This window comes from Rheinheimera sediminis, assembly GCF_004005375.1.
Lineage (GTDB): Bacteria > Pseudomonadota > Gammaproteobacteria > Enterobacterales > Alteromonadaceae > Pararheinheimera.
The window spans coordinates 1-20,028 of record NZ_RZUF01000028.1; the positions used below are offsets into that span (position 1 = coordinate 1).

At 45.3% G+C, this 20,028-nt stretch carries 21 protein-coding genes; 2 read left to right on the forward strand and 19 right to left on the reverse strand.

Going from position 1 to position 20,028, the window contains the following annotated elements; all coding sequences use genetic code 11:
* Positions 1 to 30: 30 nt before the first annotated feature.
* Complete coding sequence (locus EMM73_RS16965; RefSeq protein ID WP_261373480.1) at positions 31 to 753, forward strand: PPK2 family polyphosphate kinase; 723 nt, start codon at positions 31 to 33, stop codon at positions 751 to 753.
* Between the two features lie 186 nt (positions 754 to 939).
* On the opposite strand, the gene EMM73_RS16970 is transcribed toward EMM73_RS16965, so the two are convergent.
* The 16 genes from EMM73_RS16970 to EMM73_RS17045 form a co-directional block, all read right to left on the reverse strand.
* Positions 940 to 1,746, reverse strand: a complete 807-nt coding sequence (locus tag EMM73_RS16970; protein ID WP_186435271.1) for a MerR family transcriptional regulator — start codon at positions 1,744 to 1,746, stop codon at positions 940 to 942.
* 509 nt (positions 1,747 to 2,255) lie between these two features.
* A complete protein-coding gene (locus tag EMM73_RS16975; RefSeq protein WP_127688027.1) occupies positions 2,256 to 3,158 on the reverse strand; it encodes a TolB-like translocation protein in 903 nt (300 codons plus the stop codon).
* Between the two features lie 255 nt (positions 3,159 to 3,413).
* Positions 3,414 to 3,746 carry a hypothetical protein gene (locus EMM73_RS16980; protein WP_127688000.1) on the reverse strand — a complete coding sequence of 111 codons (333 nt, stop codon included), beginning with the start codon at positions 3,744 to 3,746 and terminating at the stop codon, positions 3,414 to 3,416.
* A gap of 240 nt (positions 3,747 to 3,986) precedes the next feature.
* Positions 3,987 to 4,331 carry a VOC family protein gene (locus EMM73_RS16985; RefSeq protein WP_127688001.1) on the reverse strand — a complete coding sequence of 115 codons (345 nt, stop codon included), beginning with the start codon at positions 4,329 to 4,331 and terminating at the stop codon, positions 3,987 to 3,989.
* A gap of 514 nt (positions 4,332 to 4,845) precedes the next feature.
* Positions 4,846 to 5,370, reverse strand: a complete 525-nt coding sequence (locus tag EMM73_RS16990) for a GNAT family N-acetyltransferase (protein ID WP_127688002.1) — start codon at positions 5,368 to 5,370, stop codon at positions 4,846 to 4,848.
* A gap of 77 nt (positions 5,371 to 5,447) precedes the next feature.
* A complete protein-coding gene (locus EMM73_RS16995; protein WP_127688003.1) occupies positions 5,448 to 5,747 on the reverse strand; it encodes a DUF1330 domain-containing protein in 300 nt (99 codons plus the stop codon).
* A gap of 126 nt (positions 5,748 to 5,873) precedes the next feature.
* Positions 5,874 to 6,179: a hypothetical protein gene (locus EMM73_RS17000; RefSeq protein WP_127688004.1), complete on the reverse strand. Its 306-nt coding sequence runs from the start codon at positions 6,177 to 6,179 to the stop codon at positions 5,874 to 5,876.
* 300 nt (positions 6,180 to 6,479) lie between these two features.
* Positions 6,480 to 7,541, reverse strand: coding sequence for an alpha/beta hydrolase family protein (locus tag EMM73_RS17005; protein ID WP_127688005.1), 1,062 nt, complete (start codon positions 7,539 to 7,541; stop codon positions 6,480 to 6,482).
* Between the two features lie 20 nt (positions 7,542 to 7,561).
* The gene (locus tag EMM73_RS17010) at positions 7,562 to 8,401 is read right to left on the reverse strand and encodes an endonuclease/exonuclease/phosphatase family protein (RefSeq protein WP_127688006.1); all 840 of its coding nucleotides are present in this window, start codon (positions 8,399 to 8,401) and stop codon (positions 7,562 to 7,564) included.
* A 41-nt stretch (positions 8,402 to 8,442) separates the two neighbouring features.
* Complete coding sequence (locus EMM73_RS17015) at positions 8,443 to 9,525, reverse strand: LacI family DNA-binding transcriptional regulator (protein ID WP_127688007.1); 1,083 nt, start codon at positions 9,523 to 9,525, stop codon at positions 8,443 to 8,445.
* Complete coding sequence (locus tag EMM73_RS17020; RefSeq protein ID WP_186435272.1) at positions 9,522 to 10,823, reverse strand: sensor histidine kinase; 1,302 nt, start codon at positions 10,821 to 10,823, stop codon at positions 9,522 to 9,524. The genes EMM73_RS17015 and EMM73_RS17020 overlap by 4 nt, the downstream gene beginning before the upstream one ends.
* A 6-nt stretch (positions 10,824 to 10,829) precedes the next feature.
* Positions 10,830 to 12,164, reverse strand: a complete 1,335-nt coding sequence (locus EMM73_RS17025) for a sigma-54-dependent transcriptional regulator (RefSeq protein ID WP_127688008.1) — start codon at positions 12,162 to 12,164, stop codon at positions 10,830 to 10,832.
* A gap of 13 nt (positions 12,165 to 12,177) precedes the next feature.
* Positions 12,178 to 13,359, reverse strand: coding sequence for an FtsX-like permease family protein (locus EMM73_RS17030; RefSeq protein ID WP_127688009.1), 1,182 nt, complete (start codon positions 13,357 to 13,359; stop codon positions 12,178 to 12,180).
* Between the two features lie 10 nt (positions 13,360 to 13,369).
* Complete coding sequence (locus EMM73_RS17035; RefSeq protein WP_127688010.1) at positions 13,370 to 14,686, reverse strand: ABC transporter permease; 1,317 nt, start codon at positions 14,684 to 14,686, stop codon at positions 13,370 to 13,372.
* Position 14,687: 1 nt separating this feature from the next.
* Positions 14,688 to 15,386 carry an ABC transporter ATP-binding protein gene (locus EMM73_RS17040; protein ID WP_127688011.1) on the reverse strand — a complete coding sequence of 233 codons (699 nt, stop codon included), beginning with the start codon at positions 15,384 to 15,386 and terminating at the stop codon, positions 14,688 to 14,690.
* Between the two features lie 78 nt (positions 15,387 to 15,464).
* Complete coding sequence (locus tag EMM73_RS17045; protein ID WP_127688012.1) at positions 15,465 to 16,733, reverse strand: efflux RND transporter periplasmic adaptor subunit; 1,269 nt, start codon at positions 16,731 to 16,733, stop codon at positions 15,465 to 15,467.
* A gap of 185 nt (positions 16,734 to 16,918) precedes the next feature.
* Between EMM73_RS17045 and EMM73_RS17050 the strand changes: the two genes are divergently transcribed.
* Positions 16,919 to 17,215 carry a YciI-like protein gene (locus EMM73_RS17050; protein ID WP_127688013.1) on the forward strand — a complete coding sequence of 99 codons (297 nt, stop codon included), beginning with the start codon at positions 16,919 to 16,921 and terminating at the stop codon, positions 17,213 to 17,215.
* Positions 17,216 to 17,281: 66 nt separating this feature from the next.
* Here EMM73_RS17050 and EMM73_RS17055 read toward each other — a convergent pair whose 3' ends face one another.
* The 3 genes from EMM73_RS17055 to EMM73_RS17065 all read right to left on the reverse strand — a co-directional run bounded on the left by EMM73_RS17055 (position 17,282) and on the right by EMM73_RS17065 (position 19,895).
* Positions 17,282 to 17,623, reverse strand: a complete 342-nt coding sequence (locus EMM73_RS17055) for a YdbL family probable chaperone protein (protein ID WP_127688014.1) — start codon at positions 17,621 to 17,623, stop codon at positions 17,282 to 17,284.
* Positions 17,624 to 17,634: 11 nt separating this feature from the next.
* Positions 17,635 to 17,748: a YnbE family lipoprotein gene (locus EMM73_RS17060; RefSeq protein WP_409994314.1), complete on the reverse strand. Its 114-nt coding sequence runs from the start codon at positions 17,746 to 17,748 to the stop codon at positions 17,635 to 17,637.
* A 134-nt stretch (positions 17,749 to 17,882) separates the two neighbouring features.
* Positions 17,883 to 19,895: a YdbH domain-containing protein gene (locus EMM73_RS17065; RefSeq protein ID WP_127688016.1), complete on the reverse strand. Its 2,013-nt coding sequence runs from the start codon at positions 19,893 to 19,895 to the stop codon at positions 17,883 to 17,885.
* Positions 19,896 to 20,028 lie beyond the last annotated feature (133 nt).

Here is a 20,028-nt window from a genome sequence, read left to right on the forward strand (position 1 = left end):
GCTGTGGATCACTTTTAGACTGTTGTTGACATTTACGCCGACAATCGTTATTCTCTGCTGATTATCTTCCAGGCGATGGACGCAGCAGGTAAAGATGGCGCAATTCGCCATGTGATGTCGGGCGTAAACCCCCAAGGCTGTCGGGTACATAGTTTCAAACACCCAAGTGCCACCGAACTGGAGCACGATTTTCTCTGGCGCAGCCACTGCGCTCTGCCCGAGCGCGGACAAATAGGGATTTTCAACCGTTCCTATTACGAAGAAGTACTGATAGTAAAGGTACAACCACAGCTATTAGAGGCGCAAAAACTGCCGTATAAAAACCTGAACTCCGGTAGCTTCTGGCGTGATCGCTACCGCTCTATCGTTGCATCTGAGGCCCATCTGGTGCGCAACGGCACCAAGGTCATCAAGTTCTTTTTGCACCTGTCGAAAGAAGAACAATGCCGCCGTTTTCTCGACCGTATCGACAACCCCAAAAAAAATTGGAAATTTTCCGAAGCCGATACAGCACAGCGCCAACACTGGGATAGTTATATGAGTGCCTATGCCGAGTGTTTAAGCAATACCAGCACCAAAGTTGCGCCCTGGTATGTGATACCGGCCGACGACAAGAAAAATGCCCGCTTAATCATTTCCAGCATTATTAACGAAACTCTGGCCGGGCTGGATTTAGCTTATCCGGAAACCAATGATGCACGCCGGACAAAGTTAGAGGAGATCCGTACTAAGTTATTGCAGGGTGAGCTTTAGTATTTGGGAGTTAGGGTCAGCCTCCCAAATTGGCTAGTGCGGTATACAGTATTAACTTTTGTGCAAGAGGCAGGACCTGCCTGAGGCTTTCAGACTGTAAAGCATAAGAAATATGACAGGCATGGTGTCGAGAAATGCAGCCGCTCTGCGTTCAATGCGAGCGGCATATCAGATCTATATGTTCATCTAACGTATTTGTGCCAACCAAAATTGGGCATTAGTTTTCAATTGGTTATCACAAAAATAGAGCGTTGCTCTATACAAATGTTCAGCAAAACCTTTGGCATAGTGTTCATACATATCTTCAAAAACACTATTTGCTTTACTTAATTCAGTGAAACCTCTGTAGCCCTCACTGTCTAAAAATTTATTAGCAAATTCAGGATTAATCTCTGAAATTGCTTGGTTTGAGATGACGTAAGCCTCGCCAACTAATTGCTGCACCGATTCTTCTTCAATCGGGTTTGCCAGAACTTCAACATAACGCCTACACCAATCATCTGAGATCGCTTCTTTCGTTCTCATGTCAGATTCAGAGAATCCTGCGAATGCCTGAAGTATTGAAGTCCCACCTTCTGTGTTAACCAACTCTTTTTTCCATTGCTCTGCCTTTTCTTTCGGCATTGAACCAAATAAAACATCCAAATTTTGCTCACCGCGTAATGTACTCATTGCCATCTCCAAATTTTCAATAATTGATTGAGTTTCTTTTTGGCGTTGAAGTAAAAGAGCATGCTGCCCCTTGAGCATTTCCATGACGGAACATGAGGCTGTGGTGATACGTTTTATTTCTTCCAGAGAAAGGTCAAGTTTTCGGTAGAAAACGATTTGCTGAAGACGCACAGCATCATCTAAGGTGTAGTAACGATACCCATTGAGATGATTTCGCCTCGCTTTTAATAAACCGATGTCATCATAATGATGCAGCGTTCGCACACTCACATCGGCTAGCTTGCTTAACTCTTTAATCTGATAGAATTTTATCTCGTTCACGTTACACACTTCTTAACTTCAACGATTGGCAGGTTGCAGTATAACGTAGCGTGAGAGTCAAGAGATTATGGAGAAAGCTCTAAGTTTCCGTCAAATGTCAGCTTTTAGGGCAAACCAGATTCCGCAACAGCGAGGATGGGCATAGAGCTACGCAGAAATAGCGAAACAACAAACTAACGCTGCCGTATATAGACCTATTTACGGCGGCGTCTACGTGAACTCTATCAATTGCGCTGCGACCTCACTTGCGATGGCAACCTGTTGATTAGCAAACCGTAAACCAGTCAGTATTTATAGAAACAGCTCGAATAACTGACACATGCAGATATCTATTGCTTGTGTAGAATTTTGACCCTGCGCACCATCAGGGACAGATCAGAGCGCTATTCTCTCAGATTTTTTCGGCTTTTATTTTCGTTAAACTCATTGGAACTCCATTTGCAAAGCATTTAGGGCTAGGTGCAATACCCGACCCCAAAGCCTTTTTGGCGTCGCACTTTCTGCGATTGTTAGAAAGATGATGCTTTGAGCTTCAGCTCTTCGATGATCTGCGCATCAATCCAGTATAAATCTGATTGAAAGCCTGGCTTGCCGTTTGTATGGGGCGCCATTCTATTGAAGAAGATAAATTTACCGTCAGGTGTGACCTGTGCGCCTCTCTCTTCAGCTGCTGTATTTATCTTGTCTCCCAGATTAATAGCCTCCCCCCAAGAGCCATCTTTCTGGCGGAAACTGATATAGAGGTCAGCCTCGCCAAAGCCACCCGCTCTTTCACCGTCCCATATCAGGTAGCTCTCATCAGGGGCTATGTATGGATGACCATTCCATATGCCGGTATTAACCTGCTTCGGCAGCGGCTTCGGATCTTGCCATTTGCCACTCACCAGCTTTGAGTACCGCAGAATTCCATCACCAGCTGAGCTGCCTCTTTCGTCCAGAACTAAAGTACCTTTAGCTGAGGCAGCAAGACTCATAATCTGTAGTGCTTCAAAAGCAGGACCAAGGCTTTTCAGCTCTGACCAACCATCAGCTGTGCGCTGCTTATACCTGGCACCATAATGCAGGGTTTTACCGTCTGGGGCGTAAAAGGGTCTGCTTTCTCCAGCCGGCAGCGCTATCTTCTGCCACTGCTCGCCCGCCCTTCGAAAAATGACAGATTCAGGTGCTTTGGCATCACGAGAATGTTTCCATCTGCTGACAAAAAACTCGTTCATATCAGCAGAGAAACCACCAGCGTCGCCCCATTCTGCTGTATTCACAATGCCGGGGGCAAAAGGCATGGCAGTTAAACCTGGTGGTGTTTGCCCCAGATAAGGGCCTTTAAGGGCAGGAAATTGATCCTGGCTATAACTCTTGCTACTCATAGTGAGTGCGCAAAGCAGCAAAATAACGAACAGACAAATACGCTCCATCACTTATTTTTCCTTTTAATTCAGTTTGTTATCTCACATTTATATGGAGGTACAACCTTGGGCTTTACTCAGTGCCTAAACTGTTGCTACCAATCTATAAAGGCTAGGTCTTGGATCTTGCACCGTTAAATGGAAGCCAGATTGATTGGCTATTTTCTCTGTTCTTTTCTGTTTTTACGTTCATTAAACTCATTGAAACTAAAGCAATAAAGTCTTTTGGGGCAAGGTGCAAGACCTGAGACCAAAGCTTTTTTGCTATTCGGCCATAAATAACACCGCGTTAGTAATCACTAAAACTTGTTCCGTAGTTACAAGCGCTGCGTCCAGGTCTTTTTCCAAAAACTCAGGTAAGTGATCGCTGACTCGCTTTATCTGGTCAGCACCATCAGCTTCGTACTGCCGGACGAAACTAAGGCATGGCTCTGATCCTCTTGCTTTTTGCTCCAGACAAAGTGCAGCCAAAGTAGATAAATTTTCAATGTTATCCTGTAGTGCCTGTAAATTGACTTGCTCCTTAGCTTTGCCAGAGCAGGCCGCTACGACAGTAGCAACAATTAATACAGATAAACATTTAAGACTTTGATTCATGCTTCCTCCAAAACTAAAAGACGATCATTTAACCTGCAAAGCATAGCTGTGGTTTGAGATGAACCCTGGTTTTGCCTGCTGTTATAGTTGTTTGTTGAGCTTACTCGCCCCGCATCCGATAGCACAATAGGATCCCACGAAGCCCCCCTCCAGAAAACAGCAGCAAGACCTATGCTGAGTAACAGCATCACTGATATTTCAACAACTTTGCTATAACGCTCAATAGCAAAAACATAGCTGTTAGCAGCCTAACTCTGTAATATGCAAAAGCTCACCAACTGGCCCCCACAAGTAAAACACTTTGCCCCAAGACTCCTGCTGAATTGGTGTTATTTTTGTTTTGTACTTTGATTGTGAGCAAAGACTGTAAGCAATATCTATATTCGACACGCACACCTGCAGCATAAAATTAGTGGCGAATTCATGGTTAAAAAAACGCTGCAAAAAGAACAGACAGTCTCCGTTTTTAAATAATGTTAAATCCTCAGAAACGTACTCTGCTTCAAACCCGATTTCTGCATAGAATGACTGTGAAACCTCATAGTCTTTACTAGGTACAAAAGCTTTTATATCAGTAACATTCACTGTTGCCTCCTGTTCATAGCTAAACCCGACGGCTGAAGCGACGAGTTCTTGTGTACATCGCAGAGATTAGATGCTCTGAATAACACACTATGGGTTCTGTATTGTTTTCTCTTCATGCCATGCACCCATTCAATACCCTGAATAGCTGTAGTAGGGAATGCTGCAAAGTAGCTTGGGGCCGAGACGATTGAAATGCTCATATCAATGTCTGCACTGCCAGATACAGCAACATGGTCTTACAGTTGCATTGCTGCAATTATGTCTTATCCTTCGCCAAAAACAGGAGTTCCACTGCATGTATTACTGGAAAAACTTGAAAGAAAACCAAGCAATCAATGTCAGCGAAATGCCAAACAAAACACCGTAAATAAAGTACTTACGAAAAACTTCAGAGGATTGATTTTGTGCCATTTTAAGATTCTCTTTAGCAATTACGTTGAAATTTAACAGATTTGCTAACTCACACACCTGTACGAGCAAGCCTTTTAGACATAGAGCGCCGCTGGCGCAGTTGTTAGGTCTTGTTTGGGTTAACCAATGATGTGAGAACATGGTCTTCCCAATTCCCATTAATTTTTAAAAATCTTCTTGCAAGCCCTTCCTTAACAAAACCCAAATGCCCAAGTAATGCTTCTGACCTTTGGTTGGAAGGCATATAATTAGCCATAACTCTATTTAAATGAAGCTCTGAAAAAGCATAACCTATTACATGAACACATAATTTTTTCATCAGCCCCCTGCCTTGATACGTCTTTGAAACAGCATACCCCATGTTACACCCCATAAAGGGGCCTCGAACAATGTTGGTTAGAGAACATATGGCTACTATGTCTCCTTCTTGCGGGTTAAAGTAAATAAAATGCGCTGATTTGCCTTCAACCAGTTCTTTTTCACGCTCGTGTAATCGCAGTGTCCACGCATCAATTGAATGATACCCTTCTTCTCTACGAGGCTCCCATCTGCGCAAGTGTTCTTCATTCCTGAGGTAAAAGTCAGAAATTAAGGCTGCATCATCTGTTGATAAAAATCTGATTTCCATACTTTCACCCTTAACGCCCGCAAGCCAGCAGAGTAACTTGCAGTAAGTAGAGCGGCCTAGCGTTTTGATGGCCTTTGTTATGCAGTAGCATTTTCAACCGGCACCAATAAAAATTTACTCACTGATCCAGACTGCCTCGCTTGCTTGAACGGCCTATATTCCTCTGAATTGTAAAAACCTAAAGCATCTTCTTTAGTTGGAAATTGTGCCACCACGCTGAATTGCGGTTTTTCAGTACCTTCCAGTAACTCAATGGCTGACGTTCTGGTTAAATATTTCCCACCAAAAGAATTGACCAGCGGTGTAACTTTCCGAAGATATTCATTGACCCATGATGGTTCTGCAATATTGGTCTCAACGATCAAAAGATAACTCAATGTTTTCTCCTACTACAGGTTGTACTCACCTGCGGATTGTAAGTAGCTCGTTGCGATAAACTGCGTGCAGCGATATTGCAAATATCTCATCTTACAATGAATCAGGTGCGATGCATTGTTATAGATTTAGTTTTCACATTCGATATCTGACGGCACAATAAAGAAAAAGTCTTCCGTATTAAAATCAGTACCATTTTTGATATAGGCACGAACTGCCTCAGTGTATCCGTCATCGTTTTCTTTTCCAGGATAAGGACGACTGCCAGAACAAACGGAAATCACACCGTCGTTAGTGTAAACAATATATTGCCAACCTACATTTAAAGGTATTCCGCAGTCTCCGCGACCAAACCTGCTATAAAGTTTTTTAATTTCTTCTGAGTTTCCCTTTAGAGATTCTATTAGTTCGAACTCGGCGACCACACTTTTCATGTGGTCTTTATTTGGTTTTCCAATTTTTACAGACTTAACACCGACTACAAAGACATGCTTAGATCCCGTAATTACTTCTTTAATATTGATGATTCCGCAGCTACATGCGTAAGACAGTTAGAACAAATAACACTGTGTATTAAGCCAGAGCTATAATCAAAACCAGTTATACGAACGAAACAGCACTATGCCCGCCTTTGCAGTAAAGGCGTTAAAGAGCAAAAACCGCAATATGATCAATAACCTAGCTTTACACATCATGCCCCTTTAAACCTTATTCTACCGATGGACTAAAACAGCTTAGCCTAGATACAGCTTTAACCAGTTAATCCTATCTTGCTGCGCTTTTGCCTGCACAGGTCTGAAACCATGATCAGCGCCAGGGTAAATCAGCAGTTTATGTGGATGCTGTAATGCTTTGAGTTTCATTGATAATTGTTCAGAGCTGGTCACAGGTACATGTTTATCTTTATCACCGTGCTGGATCAAAATAGGTAAGTCGGCGGGTAACTGCTCGGGCCAGAACAGCACTGAACGCTCTTTTAAAGCTACAGTTTTATTGATGTTGTAGTTGGGGATCCTGCCTTTAAATACATTCTCCATCTCAGGGCGAATTTCCAGTTCTTTGGCTAAATCTGTCGGGCCAGCGCCTACTACTATGGTTTTCAGTTCAGGCATAGATTTGGCCAGCATATAGGTCATCATAGCGCCTCTGCTGTGGCCCCACATGCCCAGACGATTAGCATCCGCCTGTTTCATGCCCTGAGCTATGGGCAATAAGGCTTTTACATCCTCTAAGTCGGCACCACCAAACTCATCAAACCCGGCTTTTACACCACTGTTTTGGTTCCAGTTGTGCTGGCCTCTGTAATTGCTGGCCAGGATAACAAAACCTTGCTCAGCCACTGGCATCAGATTATTCATAACAAAACTAAAGGTCAGTTTGCCATAATCGCCATTACCGCCCCTGTTATAAATAACCACTGGAGCTTTACCGCTGATCTGTTTAGGTTTAATCATAAAACCACGAACAGGTAAGTCCCCTACTCTATACACAAAGTCCTGACAATCCAGCGTCTGCTGGAAAAGCTCAAACTTTGCCTTTGGTAGTTCAGCTCTGAGTGTAGCTTCGGAAAACTTTGGCTGATTTTTGCCCATTTTTATCCGCATAGCCATAAAGCTGTCATAACTTTGATAGGGGCCACTAAAACAGCTTCGGCTTTTTTGCAGACTGGCTGCAGTGCTGAAGAGTTCAAACTGACCTTTGGGCTCTGTCAGCGAAGCTTGAGCCAAAGGCGTTTTAGCTACAACAGCACCACTGAAGGCAAGGCTTAAAAATAAAGATACTACTGAGGTTTTCATTACAACATCCTTGTTTAGGTTTACTTAAGCGCGATCACCGCTACTACTGCTTCATGATCAGAAGGATACAAGCCGTTGTATCTTCTGTTATCCACCTGATAACTGGTGACCTGCAGGTTTTTACTTACAAAAATAAAATCTATAGTTTGGCTTAGGCTAGTGGCTTCGCGGCCAAAACCGTTAAAAGTACCAGCATTTTGCGAAAGCTTATCTTTCGCCACTAAAGCACTGTCGTTTAAGCTTTTACTCAGCGCCTTGTAGGGCTCGCTGCTGGGATCGACATTAAAATCGCCAGTCAGCAGCACTTTACCATTTTCAGGTAAAGCTTCCACTTCAGCTTTTAGCAACAAAGCACTTTGTAACTGAGCTTGCTGGCCCATATGGTCAAAATGGGTATTAAAAAAGTAAAAGCTTTGGCCGGATTTCAGCGCTTTAAACTGAGTTTTGGTAAAAGTGCGGTTCAGGCTTGCATCCCAGCCTTTGGATACTTTTTCCGGAGTTTCTGACAGCCATAAAGTTTTGGCCGAAAGCAGCTGCAGCTTGTCTTTGCGATACAAAACCGCAGTGCTTTCGCCTTTGGTTTTACCATCGTCCCTGCCTTCACCAAACCATTGATACTGCGGCAACATAGCTACTAAATCATGCACCTGAAACAATTCGGCTTCCTGCAAGCCAATTAAATCTGGCTGCTGAGTTTGAATTAAATGTGCCAGCAAGAACTTACGCTCTGGCCAGTACTGCGGCGTACCTTCAGCCTCACAGAGACCACAACGAATGTTGTAGCTCATTAATTTGAGTGATTCGGCAAACGCATATTGCGGCACTAGCAGCAAGGACAAAAAAATCAGCAAAACTTTCATAAACTTAGCCTGTTGGGTTAAAAACAAGCGACCAGACTAGTCTAACAACTTTGCCGAATTATTAATTCGGAAGGCATCAGCAGATCAGCGCCTAAATCACCCGATAATAAGATACGGGCTGCAGTACGACCTTTTTCGTCGCTATGCTGAGCAATAGTGGTCAGGCTGGGGTAAGCACGTTCAGCTTCCTCAATACCGTCAAAACCTGCCACTACTAGATCATCAGGTATGCTGATGTCCAGCTCACGGGCTACAGCCATGGCAGCCAAAGCAATACGATCGCTCATGCAAAGCAGCACGCTGGGTCTGGGGTACTGAGTTAAAGCCTCACGGGCGGCCACTAAGGCAAAAGGGTGAGTATTAACCGGAATATGCCAGACCGCATCGGCGGGTAAATCACGGCCTTGTTCTATCGCAGCTGCCAGGTAACCATCTAAACGACGGCGGGATATTGCTTGTTCAGTGCTATATAACTCATGTGGCTGAATACGGCACACTCGGTCTGATTCAATTAAGCGCAGCCCCAGCACAGCCACTTTGCCCTGCATTTTATTAAAGGCATGTTCAGCAATACGATGGGCTGCGGCATAGTTATCTACGTTAACCGACATTGCATTATCCAAATTACAGTCCACAGTAATTAAAGGCTTGCCGCTTTTAATAATACGTTGCAGCTGCTCAGGGTTACTGGGCGCGCCATACAAAATAAAGCCGTCGGGCACAGCTTCAGCACTGCTGCTGCTGGTGTTATGCCGGCCTGATAACAACAGCATATCCATGCCATGTTCCTGCAACACTTCAGCTACCCCTTTAATAAATTGATTCGCCACAGGATCGCTGACTGAATATTCCAGAGTGTCCGACAATAACACAGCCACTATGCCAGAACGGCCAGTACGCAAACTACGGGCTGCAGCATTAGGGCCGTCGTAACCCAATTCAGTACATTGCTGCAATATACGTTGGCGTAATTCTGGGGAGAGTTGGTCTGGTCTGTTGTAGGCATTGGAGACAGTAGCGACCGACACCCCTAAGTAGGAGGCCACAGTTTTTAAGTTTAGTTTTTTTGGTTTTTCAGTAGCCGACACAGCCATAACACCCTGTTTTAGTTCGGGCTTTATCATGCCTGTTCAGCAGTTGAATTACCAGTAGCTGCAACTGGTAATGTAAGCACTACCAATAACCCTGCGCCCTGATTTTGCAGGTTTAAACTACCGCTATGGGCTTCAGCTATATCGCGACATAAAGTTAAACCTATGCCTGAACCATTTTCTTTACTGGTGTAAAAAGGCACCATAGCATGAGCTAGAGCTTCGCTAGTCATTCCACCGCCGGCATCCTGAATACGGATTAGTAATTGCTCTGGCATTTCGGTAAAACTTAGTTGAATCTGTTCTGGGTTTGAGCCTGATTCATGGGCGTTTTTTAACAGGTTTAGTAGCAGCTGTGATAACTGCAGCGAATCGGCCTGCCAGACACGACGCGGCAAATCGCCCTCTAATTCAAACTCATACTGATCCTGCAGCTGATTAATCAGCCGTGCCCATTGCACTGGTGCTAAAACAGGTTTCGGCAATTTGGCAAATTGAATATAGGATTGCAAAAACTGGTTTAAATGCTGCTGGCGCTCACTGATGGTCTGGAATATTTGTTGTAGCTGCGGATGCTGCAGTTCTGTCGCCACTAATTGGCCAGAGTATGCCAGAGAGGACAAAGGTGCCAAGGTGTTGTTCAGTTCATGCCCTATCACCCTCAGCAGCTTTTTCCAGGCTTTGACTTCTTCGCGGTGAATTTCGCGGGTCATAGGTTTTAATAAATGCAGCTGATGTGGTTTTTGATTCAGCGAAAAACTACTGACCGACAAATGCCAAATCGACACTGGTTCACCCAAATGCAATAAACCTTGTTGGCCATGTTGAATCGCCAACGCCAGTTCAGGTAATGCTGAAGTTATGTCTGAAAACAGCAAGCCTTCGAACTTATGGCCCTGATGCAACAAGACACGAGCTGCCGGGTTAGTCATCAGCACCCGGCCTGTTTGGTCTGTTAATACCAAAGCGCTGGGGCTGGATTGCAGCACAGTATCAAGCAGCAATTCACGCTGATACAAAGTGGCGCGTTCCTGCCGGAGTTGCGCTGACATTTGCTGCAATACTTCAGCTAAAGGTGTGAGTTCACGTAATAGCTGGCGATTGGCATCGACATTAAAACTGCCATCCTGCAAATTTTGCGCGTGTAAATTCAGTGCTTCAATTTCCTGCAGCAAAGGTTTTAGCGCAAAGTGCAGCACCAGTACCACCAGCAGATCAAAACCGACAAAAAGCCCGTACCAAAGCGGCTGCGCGTCCAAATACCGCAACAGCAAAAAAGCTGGTATTAGCAAAGCCAGCACCAGCAGATATAAACGTCTGCTCAGTTGCATAAGCTGTTACGCAGGTTCAATGCCATAAAACTCCATTCTTCGATACAAAGCCTGACGACTGATGCCTAATTGTTTAGCTGCACGCGCAACCACGCCCTGAGCCTGCTGCAGCGCTTGTTCAATTTGCTGTTTATCCAAATCATCCAAAGCTTTTTTTGCTGTGAGTTGCTCTTGTGGTAAAGCCAGATCATCAGCGTCAATTTCATCGGCCAAGGTCAGTAATAAAGCGCGCTGACATAAATTTTGCAGCTCACGCACGTTGCCAGGCCAGGAGTAACTTTGCAGCGCTTGCTCAGCTTTTTTCGTTAAGCTTTTTTGCCCTGCTAAAAAATGCCGTGCCAAAGGCACTATGTCATCCACTCGGTCTTTCAGTGATGGTAAATGCAGCTGCACTACATTGATACGGTAATACAAGTCCTGCCGGAACTGGCCAAGGCTTATGGCTTTAGTTAAATCTGCATTGGTGGCGCTGATAATACGCACATCCACTTTGCGGGTTTGGCTTGAGCCTAAACGTTCGAATTCTCCGGTTTGGAGCACCCGCAGTAATTTCATCTGGCCTGATAACGACAAATTACCTATTTCATCCAGAAATAAAGTGCCGCCATCTGCAGCTTCAAAACGGCCTATCCGGGTTTTAGTGGCGCCGCTGTAGGCACCAGCTTCAGCGCCAAACAACTCGGCTTCCATTAAATCGGCAGGCAAAGCGCCCATATTCACTTTAATCAAAGGCTGCTGTTTACGGCAGGAATTGGCATGCAGCACCTGAGCTATGCCCTCTTTGCCGGCACCATTTTCACCTGTGATCAATACTGCAGCATTGCTCGGCGCCAGTTGCAATGCCATTTGTAGCAGTTGCTCCATGGCGGTACTGGCAAACACCAGACCACATAAGTCTTTACCGGCAAAAAGGCCTAATCTTTCCTGCTGCTTGCGCTCGGCTTTTAAGTTTTGCTCTGTCAGTTGTTTGATTTTCAGCGCATTAGCCACAGTGGTCAGCAAACGCTGATCATCCCAGGGTTTGGCTATATAGTCGGTGGCACCGGCTTTGACCAGCTCCACCACCATATCCAAATGAGTCCAGGCTGTGAGCAGCACCACCGGAATAGCTGGATGCTCAGAGCGCAGCTGATAAAACAGCTCTCTGCCCTGGGCACCACTCATTTCGCCCTGCGCAAAGTTCATATCCTGCAAAATCAAATCGATAGATTGCTGCTGCAAAATGCTCTTGGCGAGATGAGGCTGCTGTGCAACAAACACCTGATAGCCCTGCAACTGAAACAGGGTCATCAGGGCGGTACAGACCGCCTCGTTATCATCGATGACCAGTAGTTTTTTCATTATTTTATAGTACTTACAAAGTCTTAGTTGCTGTCGCTGGCGAAATTCTGGTTGCTATTCTGGCAGGATACCATGTGGCCAGCGTGACACAAAGCAGCAATAAAACCATAGTCAGCAGCGGCAACCAGACAGGCACTGCTGGGATACTAATCACCTTAGCCAGACTGATATTTAAGCCGTAACAGACCAGAATACCAAAGCCTGCACCTATAGCTGTGGTTAACCAGCTTTCACTTAATACATCCAGCAAAACGCGGGCTTTACTGGCGCCCAAAGCGCGTTTAATCCCCACCTCTTTTTGCATTTGCAAGGCGTGGAAATGCGCATGGCTATAAGCGGAAATCATGGCCACCAGCAGCATCAAACCACTTAATACGGCTAATAAGGTGGCTAAACCTATTTCAGAACGAAATACTTCGTCCCGATTTTCATCCATCCGCAGCACAGTACCAATATCCATTTGGGGTTCAGCATTTCTGATCACTTCTGTTAATTGCTTGCGCACTGTATCTGACTGCCCCTGAGCGACACGGACGATCAGATGATAACCTTGCTCTGCTCTGTGAAGTGGAGCCATCAAAATCTGACCATAAAAAGCATCACTTGCATAACGCTGAGAGAAAAAGTCAGACACCACACCCACTACGACTCCATTATTGGTTACCTTACCTATAGGATTTTGTTCTGCGAACAACTGCCTCGACAATTTCTCAGTCATGACTATGTTTGTAGTGCCTCTGTCCAGCTCCGTCAGCAGACGTCCTGTAATAAGCTCTATGCCCAATACCTGAAAAATCGACTCTGAACTGTTGTAATAAGGTACGGACTCTATATTGGTCTCATCCTGACGATCCTGTTCAAAAATATTCCAGTTTGAACCGCCCTGGCGCAATGGGATCTGATTGGCATAGGCTACGGAGTCAACCCCGGGCATTTGCCTTACAGCAGCCAATTGCCTGTTGATAACTTCGGAAAGTGCAGGCTCAAGACGCATAGCAGCACTGGTAGGCTTCACCCAAAGGGTTAACAACTGCTCTAATTCCAACCCTGTAGGTTGCTCTACCAATTGTCTGGCGGCGCCGGCTAGCAATAAAGAGTTCACCACTAAGCCTAAAGTCACGGCCAGCTGCAACAGCAACAAAGCTGTCACCACTTTACGACGCAATAAGGATTTGAAAATTAAATGAACTGACATAATAGACTCCTTATTGTTTTAACTGCTGATTCAGCGGGCTGAATGAGGTTTTTAAAGCTGGGTACAAGGTCACCAGATAGCTGACCAGCGAAACAAACACAGCCATCACCGCCAACATTTGCCAATCCCAGCTGGCTAATGCCCGCGTACCTGGTAATAAAGCGTTGATAGTCCAAAGACCTAACCGAGCAAATAGCAGAGCAGCAACAAAAGCTAAGGCTGAACTGACAAACACATCAGCCAGGATCTGGCCTTGTAGCTGCCAGCGACTGGCGCCCAGAGCGCGACGCAGACTGAATTCATACTGATTCGCCATGTAACGGTTTAGTGATAGATGACTGGCATTGACTACACAAACCAGCAGGAATAATGAGGCCACTAAAGCAAAGGCGTCCAGTTGATCATTAGTAGCACGCATAGCTTTTTGTACATCCAGAATATTGTCCAGCCTATTTCCTTCTGGTCTTGGGTGCCGGCCTGCAGCCTTTTCATCTGCCACCATGTTTTTTAAAAATTGTTGATATTGCTGTATTTTTTCCGGGCCATCCAATTGCACCCAAAACTGCAGCATGTTGGCAAAATTGGTTCTGGCCATGTGTGGATATGTAGCTATATTGCCATCCCAGTCAACATCGGTGAATGAATTCTGAGTGTTGGACTGAATAGCTAAGTCATAGGCGGTTTCCAGTGGCATATAAATATCTTCTGTCGGTTCTGCAGAGCGGCGACCATTGACGTCATATAAACGTGGCAACATACTCCAGTCATCCAAAACCCCTATCACTTTGAATAACTGATCATCCAACAGCATGTCTTGCCCTACCACATCAATACGGCCAAAAAATTTAACTGCGGTATTTTTACTGATCACCACTTCCATTCTGGCTTTATTGTCAGGCCAGGCTTCGCCATATAAAAAGGGCACATTAAACAAGGCAAAAAAGTCACGTTGGGTAATACGCAAAGCGACTTTTGCCGGCGTTGCCTGCTGGTTTTCCAAAGTTTTGGCATAGGCATCACTGGAGAACATCGCAGCTTCAGCAGAGGTAATGCCGCTACCACTCATTTTCTGCATATCCATATAACTCATCACACGTGACGGCTCAAGACAGTCGGTGCAATCCCCCGGCAAAGAGTTAATGCGCGCCATAAAAAGTGTCTGACTTTTTTCCGGTATTGGGTCTCGGTTCATCCAGTAATACAAAGTAGCGTTACTGAAAAAAGTGCCTAACCCTAAACTTAAAATCAGCAAAGTTAAGGCATAAGGTAAAGGGGCTCTTTTAATGCTGAACCAACTGAGCTTCAGGTTATGAATAATGGCTTCCATCTTAAGCTCCCGCTGCAATCAGAGGTTCATATAAAGTGGCGTCATTCAACTGACCATCAACAATCTGAATATGCCGGTTGGCACGACGGGCCTGATCCGGGTCGTGTGTGACCATTAAAATGGTGCAACCCTGTTGATTGATTTTCTCCAGCAATTCCATCACCTGACGAGCCATTAACGAATCCAGGTTACCTGTAGGTTCATCCGCTAGCAGAATACGCGGCTCACCCGCAATAGCGCGGGCTATAGCCACACGTTGCTGCTGACCACCAGAAAGCTGACTTGGGTGATAATCACGGCGCGCCGCTAAACCTACGGTTTCTAATGCGTGTTCAACACGACGCTTACGCTCAGCCGAACTAAAACCGCGATAGCGTAGCGGCAGCTCGATATTATCAAACAAACTGAAATCTTTAATCAGGTTAAAGCCTTGAAAAATAAAGCCTATTTTTTCGTTTCTAAGAGCTGATAATTCCCGGTCCGATAAACCTTTAACAGAACGGCCATCCAATAAATAATCGCCTTCGTCAAAACTTTCCAAGGTACCCAGCACGTTTAACAAGGTGGATTTACCAGAACCTGAAGGGCCTGTTAAAGCAGCAAATTCGCCTTCATTTACCTGCAGATTAATCTGACGCAGGGCATGAGTTTCAATTAAATCAGTGCGAAAAATTTTGCTTAAGTTATTAATTTTAATCATGGTTTACTCCTTTAGGGCGTAAGCCCCAGATTCCTGTGAAAGCCTTAGTCCTGTGAAAGCCTTAGTCCTGTGAAAGCCTTAGTTCAACTGAACTCTGTCTTGTTGTTTAAATTCATCCAGATTAGAGATGACCCATTGGTCTCCCTCTTTGGCACCTTGTAAAATTTCGACGTACTGCACAGACGATGCCCCTAAAACCACTGAGGTTTTTACCGCCAGATTGTTCGTCACCTGATAAGCAATACGGCTGGCACCAGAGCCGACAAAGTCGCCACGCTTGATGCGCAGCACATTGTCTTTTTGTTCAATAATAACGCGGGCTGATAAACGCTGGTTCTGACGTAAGCTGGTGCTGTCGTTTTGAGAAAAACGCACTCGTGCTGTGACTAAGTTGTCTTTCACTTCTGGCGCTATATGGCTCAATTCACCTTTGAGTTGCAGATTGCCTAAATTTACTTCAACCAGCATGCCAACAGCTAAATCACGGATATAACTTTCCTGCACTGAAAGCTCAGCTTCGTAACGACTTAAATCGATCACTGTTAACAAACCTGTGCCAGCTAATACATGACTTTGCTGCTCTGCCAGCCAGTTACCGACCTGCCCTGTGACAGGAGCTTTAATTTGCAATGCCGCCAGTTTGCGATCCAGTTCAGCCACCACCAGAGCCTGACGAGCTAAGGCGGACTGACCAGACTTTTTTTCAAAATTCAGCTTATCTGAAGCTAAAGCCACTTTACGTTTGGCGTGATCAAATTCCAGTTCAGCTTGCAATAACTTGTCTTTGGCAACGTCGTAATCCAACTGACGAATCACCCCCACTTTAATGGATTGCTCGGCACGAGCCAGTTCACGTTTGGCTGCTATTAAGTTGACCTGAGCTGTGTTTTGCACCTGCTCCATATCCAATTGCAGTTCGCGGGCCAATAAAGTCGAACGCTCAAAGTCGGATTCCATACTGGCCAGCAAAGCGCGTTGTTGCTCCAGCTCGTTATCCAGAGCCGGGCTGGACACCACAGCCAGTAAATCACCTAATTGCACTGCTTCTCCGGGTTGTTTCAGATACTGCACCTGGCCTGCTTCCTGACTAAATAAAGTAGGTGCATTGGCCGCAACCACTCTGCCCTGCACCGATAAATCGCGGGTAAAACTGCCGCGCTCCACTATAGCCAGTTGCACCTGATCTTTAGGTAATACCAAAGAAGCCTGAGCTGAGCTGGCAGCAAGCAGGCTATAACTGATATAACAAACAACCGCCATAAACAAAGTGGCCAGCACAGGGCGACGCCACTGCCTGGTTTTACTTGGTTGGATTGGAATATCCTGATTTTCTGTACCCTGGATCATCACTGTTCTCCGCATTCTGATTAACCAGAGATAGCAGGGACTGTGCCAAGGCGAAAAATAAAGATAAACCCTTGTTTTATAAAGAAACACTGGGCTAATTCGAAAATATAAAAACTGTCCGCGGACAGAAAAAGTGTCCGCAAACATCAGCCGGACAGCGGACATTTAGCTAACAAGGAGCAAAAATGCATTATTTATTGCAGTATCAAACATCAGCAGATTATCTGGAAAAGCGGGTATTGTTTCGGGCCGAACATTTGCAACTGGCCTGGTGGGCCGCAGAGCGGGGTGAGTTGATATTGGGTGGTGCTCTAGGTGAGCCTATCGAAAGCGCTATGCTGCTGTTTAAGGTCGCAGATCCGGCGTTAGTGAAAGCTTTTGCTGAATCCGATCCTTATGTTATCAATGGCTTGGTCAGCAGCTACCGTATCCTGCCATGGCACACAGTAGTGGGCCATGATGCCGCAACCCCGATACGCTAAAGATTAAATTTGGGTCAGATTAAAATGGGGTCCGATCACATTTTCTAATGTGATAGGACCCCATTTTTATTTTTTCTGCCACTGGCCGTTTAGTTGGATAAACTGGCCAGCTTCAGTTTTTTCAATAGCTTTTTTGCCGGCAATAGCTTCAACATCAGACAATTGAATGCCATTTTTAGCTGCCAGTTTTTGATACTCAGCTTTACGGGCCTGATTAATCAGTTCAGCAATTTGTTTCGCCTGAGCCGAAGCGCTAACTACACCTAAATAGCCATTAGGTTGTTCGCCAACCAACCCCTGAGTTTTAGCAGGGCCTAAAGCTGACATGGCTTGTTGTAAATCCATAGCCAACAAAGGCAAACTGATGGCAAACACACCTGATAGCAGTAACTTGTGTACAGTTTTCATTTTGGCCTCCTCTAAAATAAACCACTGGAATCACTGATTAATTCATCCAGCTCTTTATCCACTTTAATTAAAATTTCATGCTGAATTTTGACATTCAAATTGATATTGATTGGCTCATTTGGCAAAGCTACCTGTACCGTTGGGGTACAAGCGGCAGTAACACTGAGAACCAAACAAAAAATTAAACCCTGTCCAACCCTGCGTCTCTGACTTGCAGACTTTGACTGAGAAAATTGTCTATCCTGCCCATATCGCATTATCACTCCTTACGGGCGTCTTTGGCTTTTTGGGCTGCCAGACGCTGTTGAACCCGTTTTTTCACTAACTCGCTGACCTGACCGCTTAACTGTAGGCTGGTGATCATTGCCGGTAAATTCTCTTCTAAATTAATACTGAAATTCACAGCCCGGCCTTTTTCAAACTCCGGGTTATTGCCTTCCAATTTCAGTGCCAGTAACAACTGGCCTTCTTTGCTGTAACTGACTCCAGCCGACAGCACTGAAAAATGAAAATTCTGCAGCGCCTGCATTACGATCTTCATGCCCTGATTCGATGCAGCCATAGCCAGGGCTTTATCCGACTGGTATGCAATCTTGCCGCCAGGTTCTAAAGCAGCCACAGAGCCCTGAGCTACCGTCAGCTTACCTTGCTCTATGCTTAGCGGCAAAGTGCCGGATAGTGTTCCCTGCCCTGTCATATCGGCGCTGGGGTGCTGTTTCAATAGTTCAGCTAGCTGTAATTTATCCAGTTGCAGCATAACTTTAGCATCCCTGCTTAAATCAATATTCTGCTGCGAAACCATCACCTGACCGCCAAACAAAGCCAGTTGCAATTGCTTTAGATCAAGCTGTCCGGCAAACCAGTCTGGCGCTTTGGTTTTGTAGGTGGCCTGAAGCTCTACAGGCCCAAACAACAGACCATGATTTACTTGCTGCAGCTTCAAATCAGTAGTTTGAACAGTCCATGCCGCACCTTCGCTGAATAAGCTTAACTTTGTAGTCAAACCATTAAATACAGTTCTGTCGTAGATGCCACTTAAATCGCGTACTACCAGTGCTGTTTGCTGTTTGGTCAGCGTCATGCTGGCCATATCAAACGTCAGTTGACCTTCGCCTGATACTTTGCCTTTTTGCAATGTCAAAAGTTCAGGCCAAAAAGGCCCCATTTGTAATGGATTACCCGCCAGAAAAAACAGTTCGGGCAAAGTCCAGTCCAGGCTAACTTTCTGCTCAGCCAGTTTTACTTTATGCTCCAACGCCAGGGATTGACTGTTCGCCAACCTACCTTCCGCTTCTGCTTGCTGCTGTTGATACGAGGCTTTTCCCGCCCAATTCCAGTCCAGCGTTTTTACCAGAGCATGCTGCAGCTGTTTTACTTCAAGTTTCAATTCAGTTTTTAGTTGCGTAGTTGCCGGCTGTGCCGGATCCAATTGAAGCTTCAAATCCTTAGCTTCCAGCATCAGCTGTTGTATGTTCAGATCCGCATGCTGATAACCAGATTTCAACTGCAGAGGCTTAGTCGCTTCAAAGTTCAGTTGATTGTTTTGCCAGACAGCATTGCCACTGAGCTTTAAATCCAGCTCAGAAAACTGATGCTGTTGCCAGCTTAACTGGCTGCTTGCAAGGCTCAGTTCAAACTCTGGAATTTGTAGTTGTTCAGCCTTTGGCTGGATCAAGGCTTTTAGAGCCAGCGTTACATCACCAATGCCTTCAACAGATACGGCTTGTTGATTGGCCAGTTGCAGCTGTATTTGTTGGCTATTTTCGCTGTAGGTTAAAAAACCCAGCAGCAAACAGTCTGTGTTTTCAACACTGTTGCTCAGCTTGCTGTTTAAACGGGCGCAAGGTAACGAAATTTCAATCTGTTCAAAAACTAATACTTGTGGCAACCACAATGGCAACGCAGGCAGAGTAGCAGCCTTTGTTTCAGGCGTAGTTTCGGCTTGGGTTTCAGCAGTTGCCAATTGCAAATCCAGTTGGGCCTTTAGCGATTGAGCCTGCACCAGATCTAAAGGCCAGGGCCAGCCTGTCCAGCCTAACTCCAGTTGTTCCAGTTGCAGCAGTTGCTTGCCATAAAACGGCAGTTGTACCGAAAGCTGTTCAATACGCAGCTGTCCCCAGGATAAATCAAGGCCTTGCCATTTGGGGTTCAGTTGATTCCACCAGTACTGCAGCTGAATAAAAGCAAATAAAATGCCTGCCAGCAGCAACAGCAGCAAATTCCACTTGAACCAGGACTTCGATTTTTTTATACCAGCACCAGCCTTTGCCACATCATCCCCTTTTTTTCTGACTTTAACTTTAAGCTCTCTGACTGAACCGGCAGTGAACTCAATCTGCTAGTCTGGCGCTAAAGTCGATCGACGACCAGTACTTTTAATCCTGCCTCTGCAGCATTGTATCGTT

What these genes read in the sequence shown, in the direction of transcription:
- EMM73_RS16975 (WP_127688027.1), bottom strand. Translation starts at nt 3,158, where the DNA reads ATGGAGCGTATTTGTCTGTTCGTTATTTTGCTGCTTTGCGCACTCACT.
- EMM73_RS16980 (WP_127688000.1), bottom strand. Translation starts at nt 3,746, where the DNA reads ATGAATCAAAGTCTTAAATGTTTATCTGTATTAATTGTTGCTACTGTC.
- EMM73_RS16990 (WP_127688002.1), bottom strand. Translation starts at nt 5,370, where the DNA reads ATGGAAATCAGATTTTTATCAACAGATGATGCAGCCTTAATTTCTGAC.
- EMM73_RS17000 (WP_127688004.1), bottom strand. Translation starts at nt 6,179, where the DNA reads ATGAAAAGTGTGGTCGCCGAGTTCGAACTAATAGAATCTCTAAAGGGA.
- EMM73_RS17005 (WP_127688005.1), bottom strand. Translation starts at nt 7,541, where the DNA reads ATGAAAACCTCAGTAGTATCTTTATTTTTAAGCCTTGCCTTCAGTGGT.
- EMM73_RS17010 (WP_127688006.1), bottom strand. Translation starts at nt 8,401, where the DNA reads ATGAAAGTTTTGCTGATTTTTTTGTCCTTGCTGCTAGTGCCGCAATAT.
- EMM73_RS17015 (WP_127688007.1), bottom strand. Translation starts at nt 9,525, where the DNA reads ATGATAAAGCCCGAACTAAAACAGGGTGTTATGGCTGTGTCGGCTACT.
- EMM73_RS17020 (WP_186435272.1), bottom strand. Translation starts at nt 10,823, where the DNA reads ATGCAACTGAGCAGACGTTTATATCTGCTGGTGCTGGCTTTGCTAATA.
- EMM73_RS17025 (WP_127688008.1), bottom strand. Translation starts at nt 12,164, where the DNA reads ATGAAAAAACTACTGGTCATCGATGATAACGAGGCGGTCTGTACCGCC.
- EMM73_RS17030 (WP_127688009.1), bottom strand. Translation starts at nt 13,359, where the DNA reads ATGTCAGTTCATTTAATTTTCAAATCCTTATTGCGTCGTAAAGTGGTG.
- EMM73_RS17035 (WP_127688010.1), bottom strand. Translation starts at nt 14,686, where the DNA reads ATGGAAGCCATTATTCATAACCTGAAGCTCAGTTGGTTCAGCATTAAA.
- EMM73_RS17040 (WP_127688011.1), bottom strand. Translation starts at nt 15,386, where the DNA reads ATGATTAAAATTAATAACTTAAGCAAAATTTTTCGCACTGATTTAATT.
- EMM73_RS17045 (WP_127688012.1), bottom strand. Translation starts at nt 16,733, where the DNA reads ATGATCCAGGGTACAGAAAATCAGGATATTCCAATCCAACCAAGTAAA.
- EMM73_RS17050 (WP_127688013.1), top strand. Translation starts at nt 16,919, where the DNA reads ATGCATTATTTATTGCAGTATCAAACATCAGCAGATTATCTGGAAAAG.
- EMM73_RS17055 (WP_127688014.1), bottom strand. Translation starts at nt 17,623, where the DNA reads ATGAAAACTGTACACAAGTTACTGCTATCAGGTGTGTTTGCCATCAGT.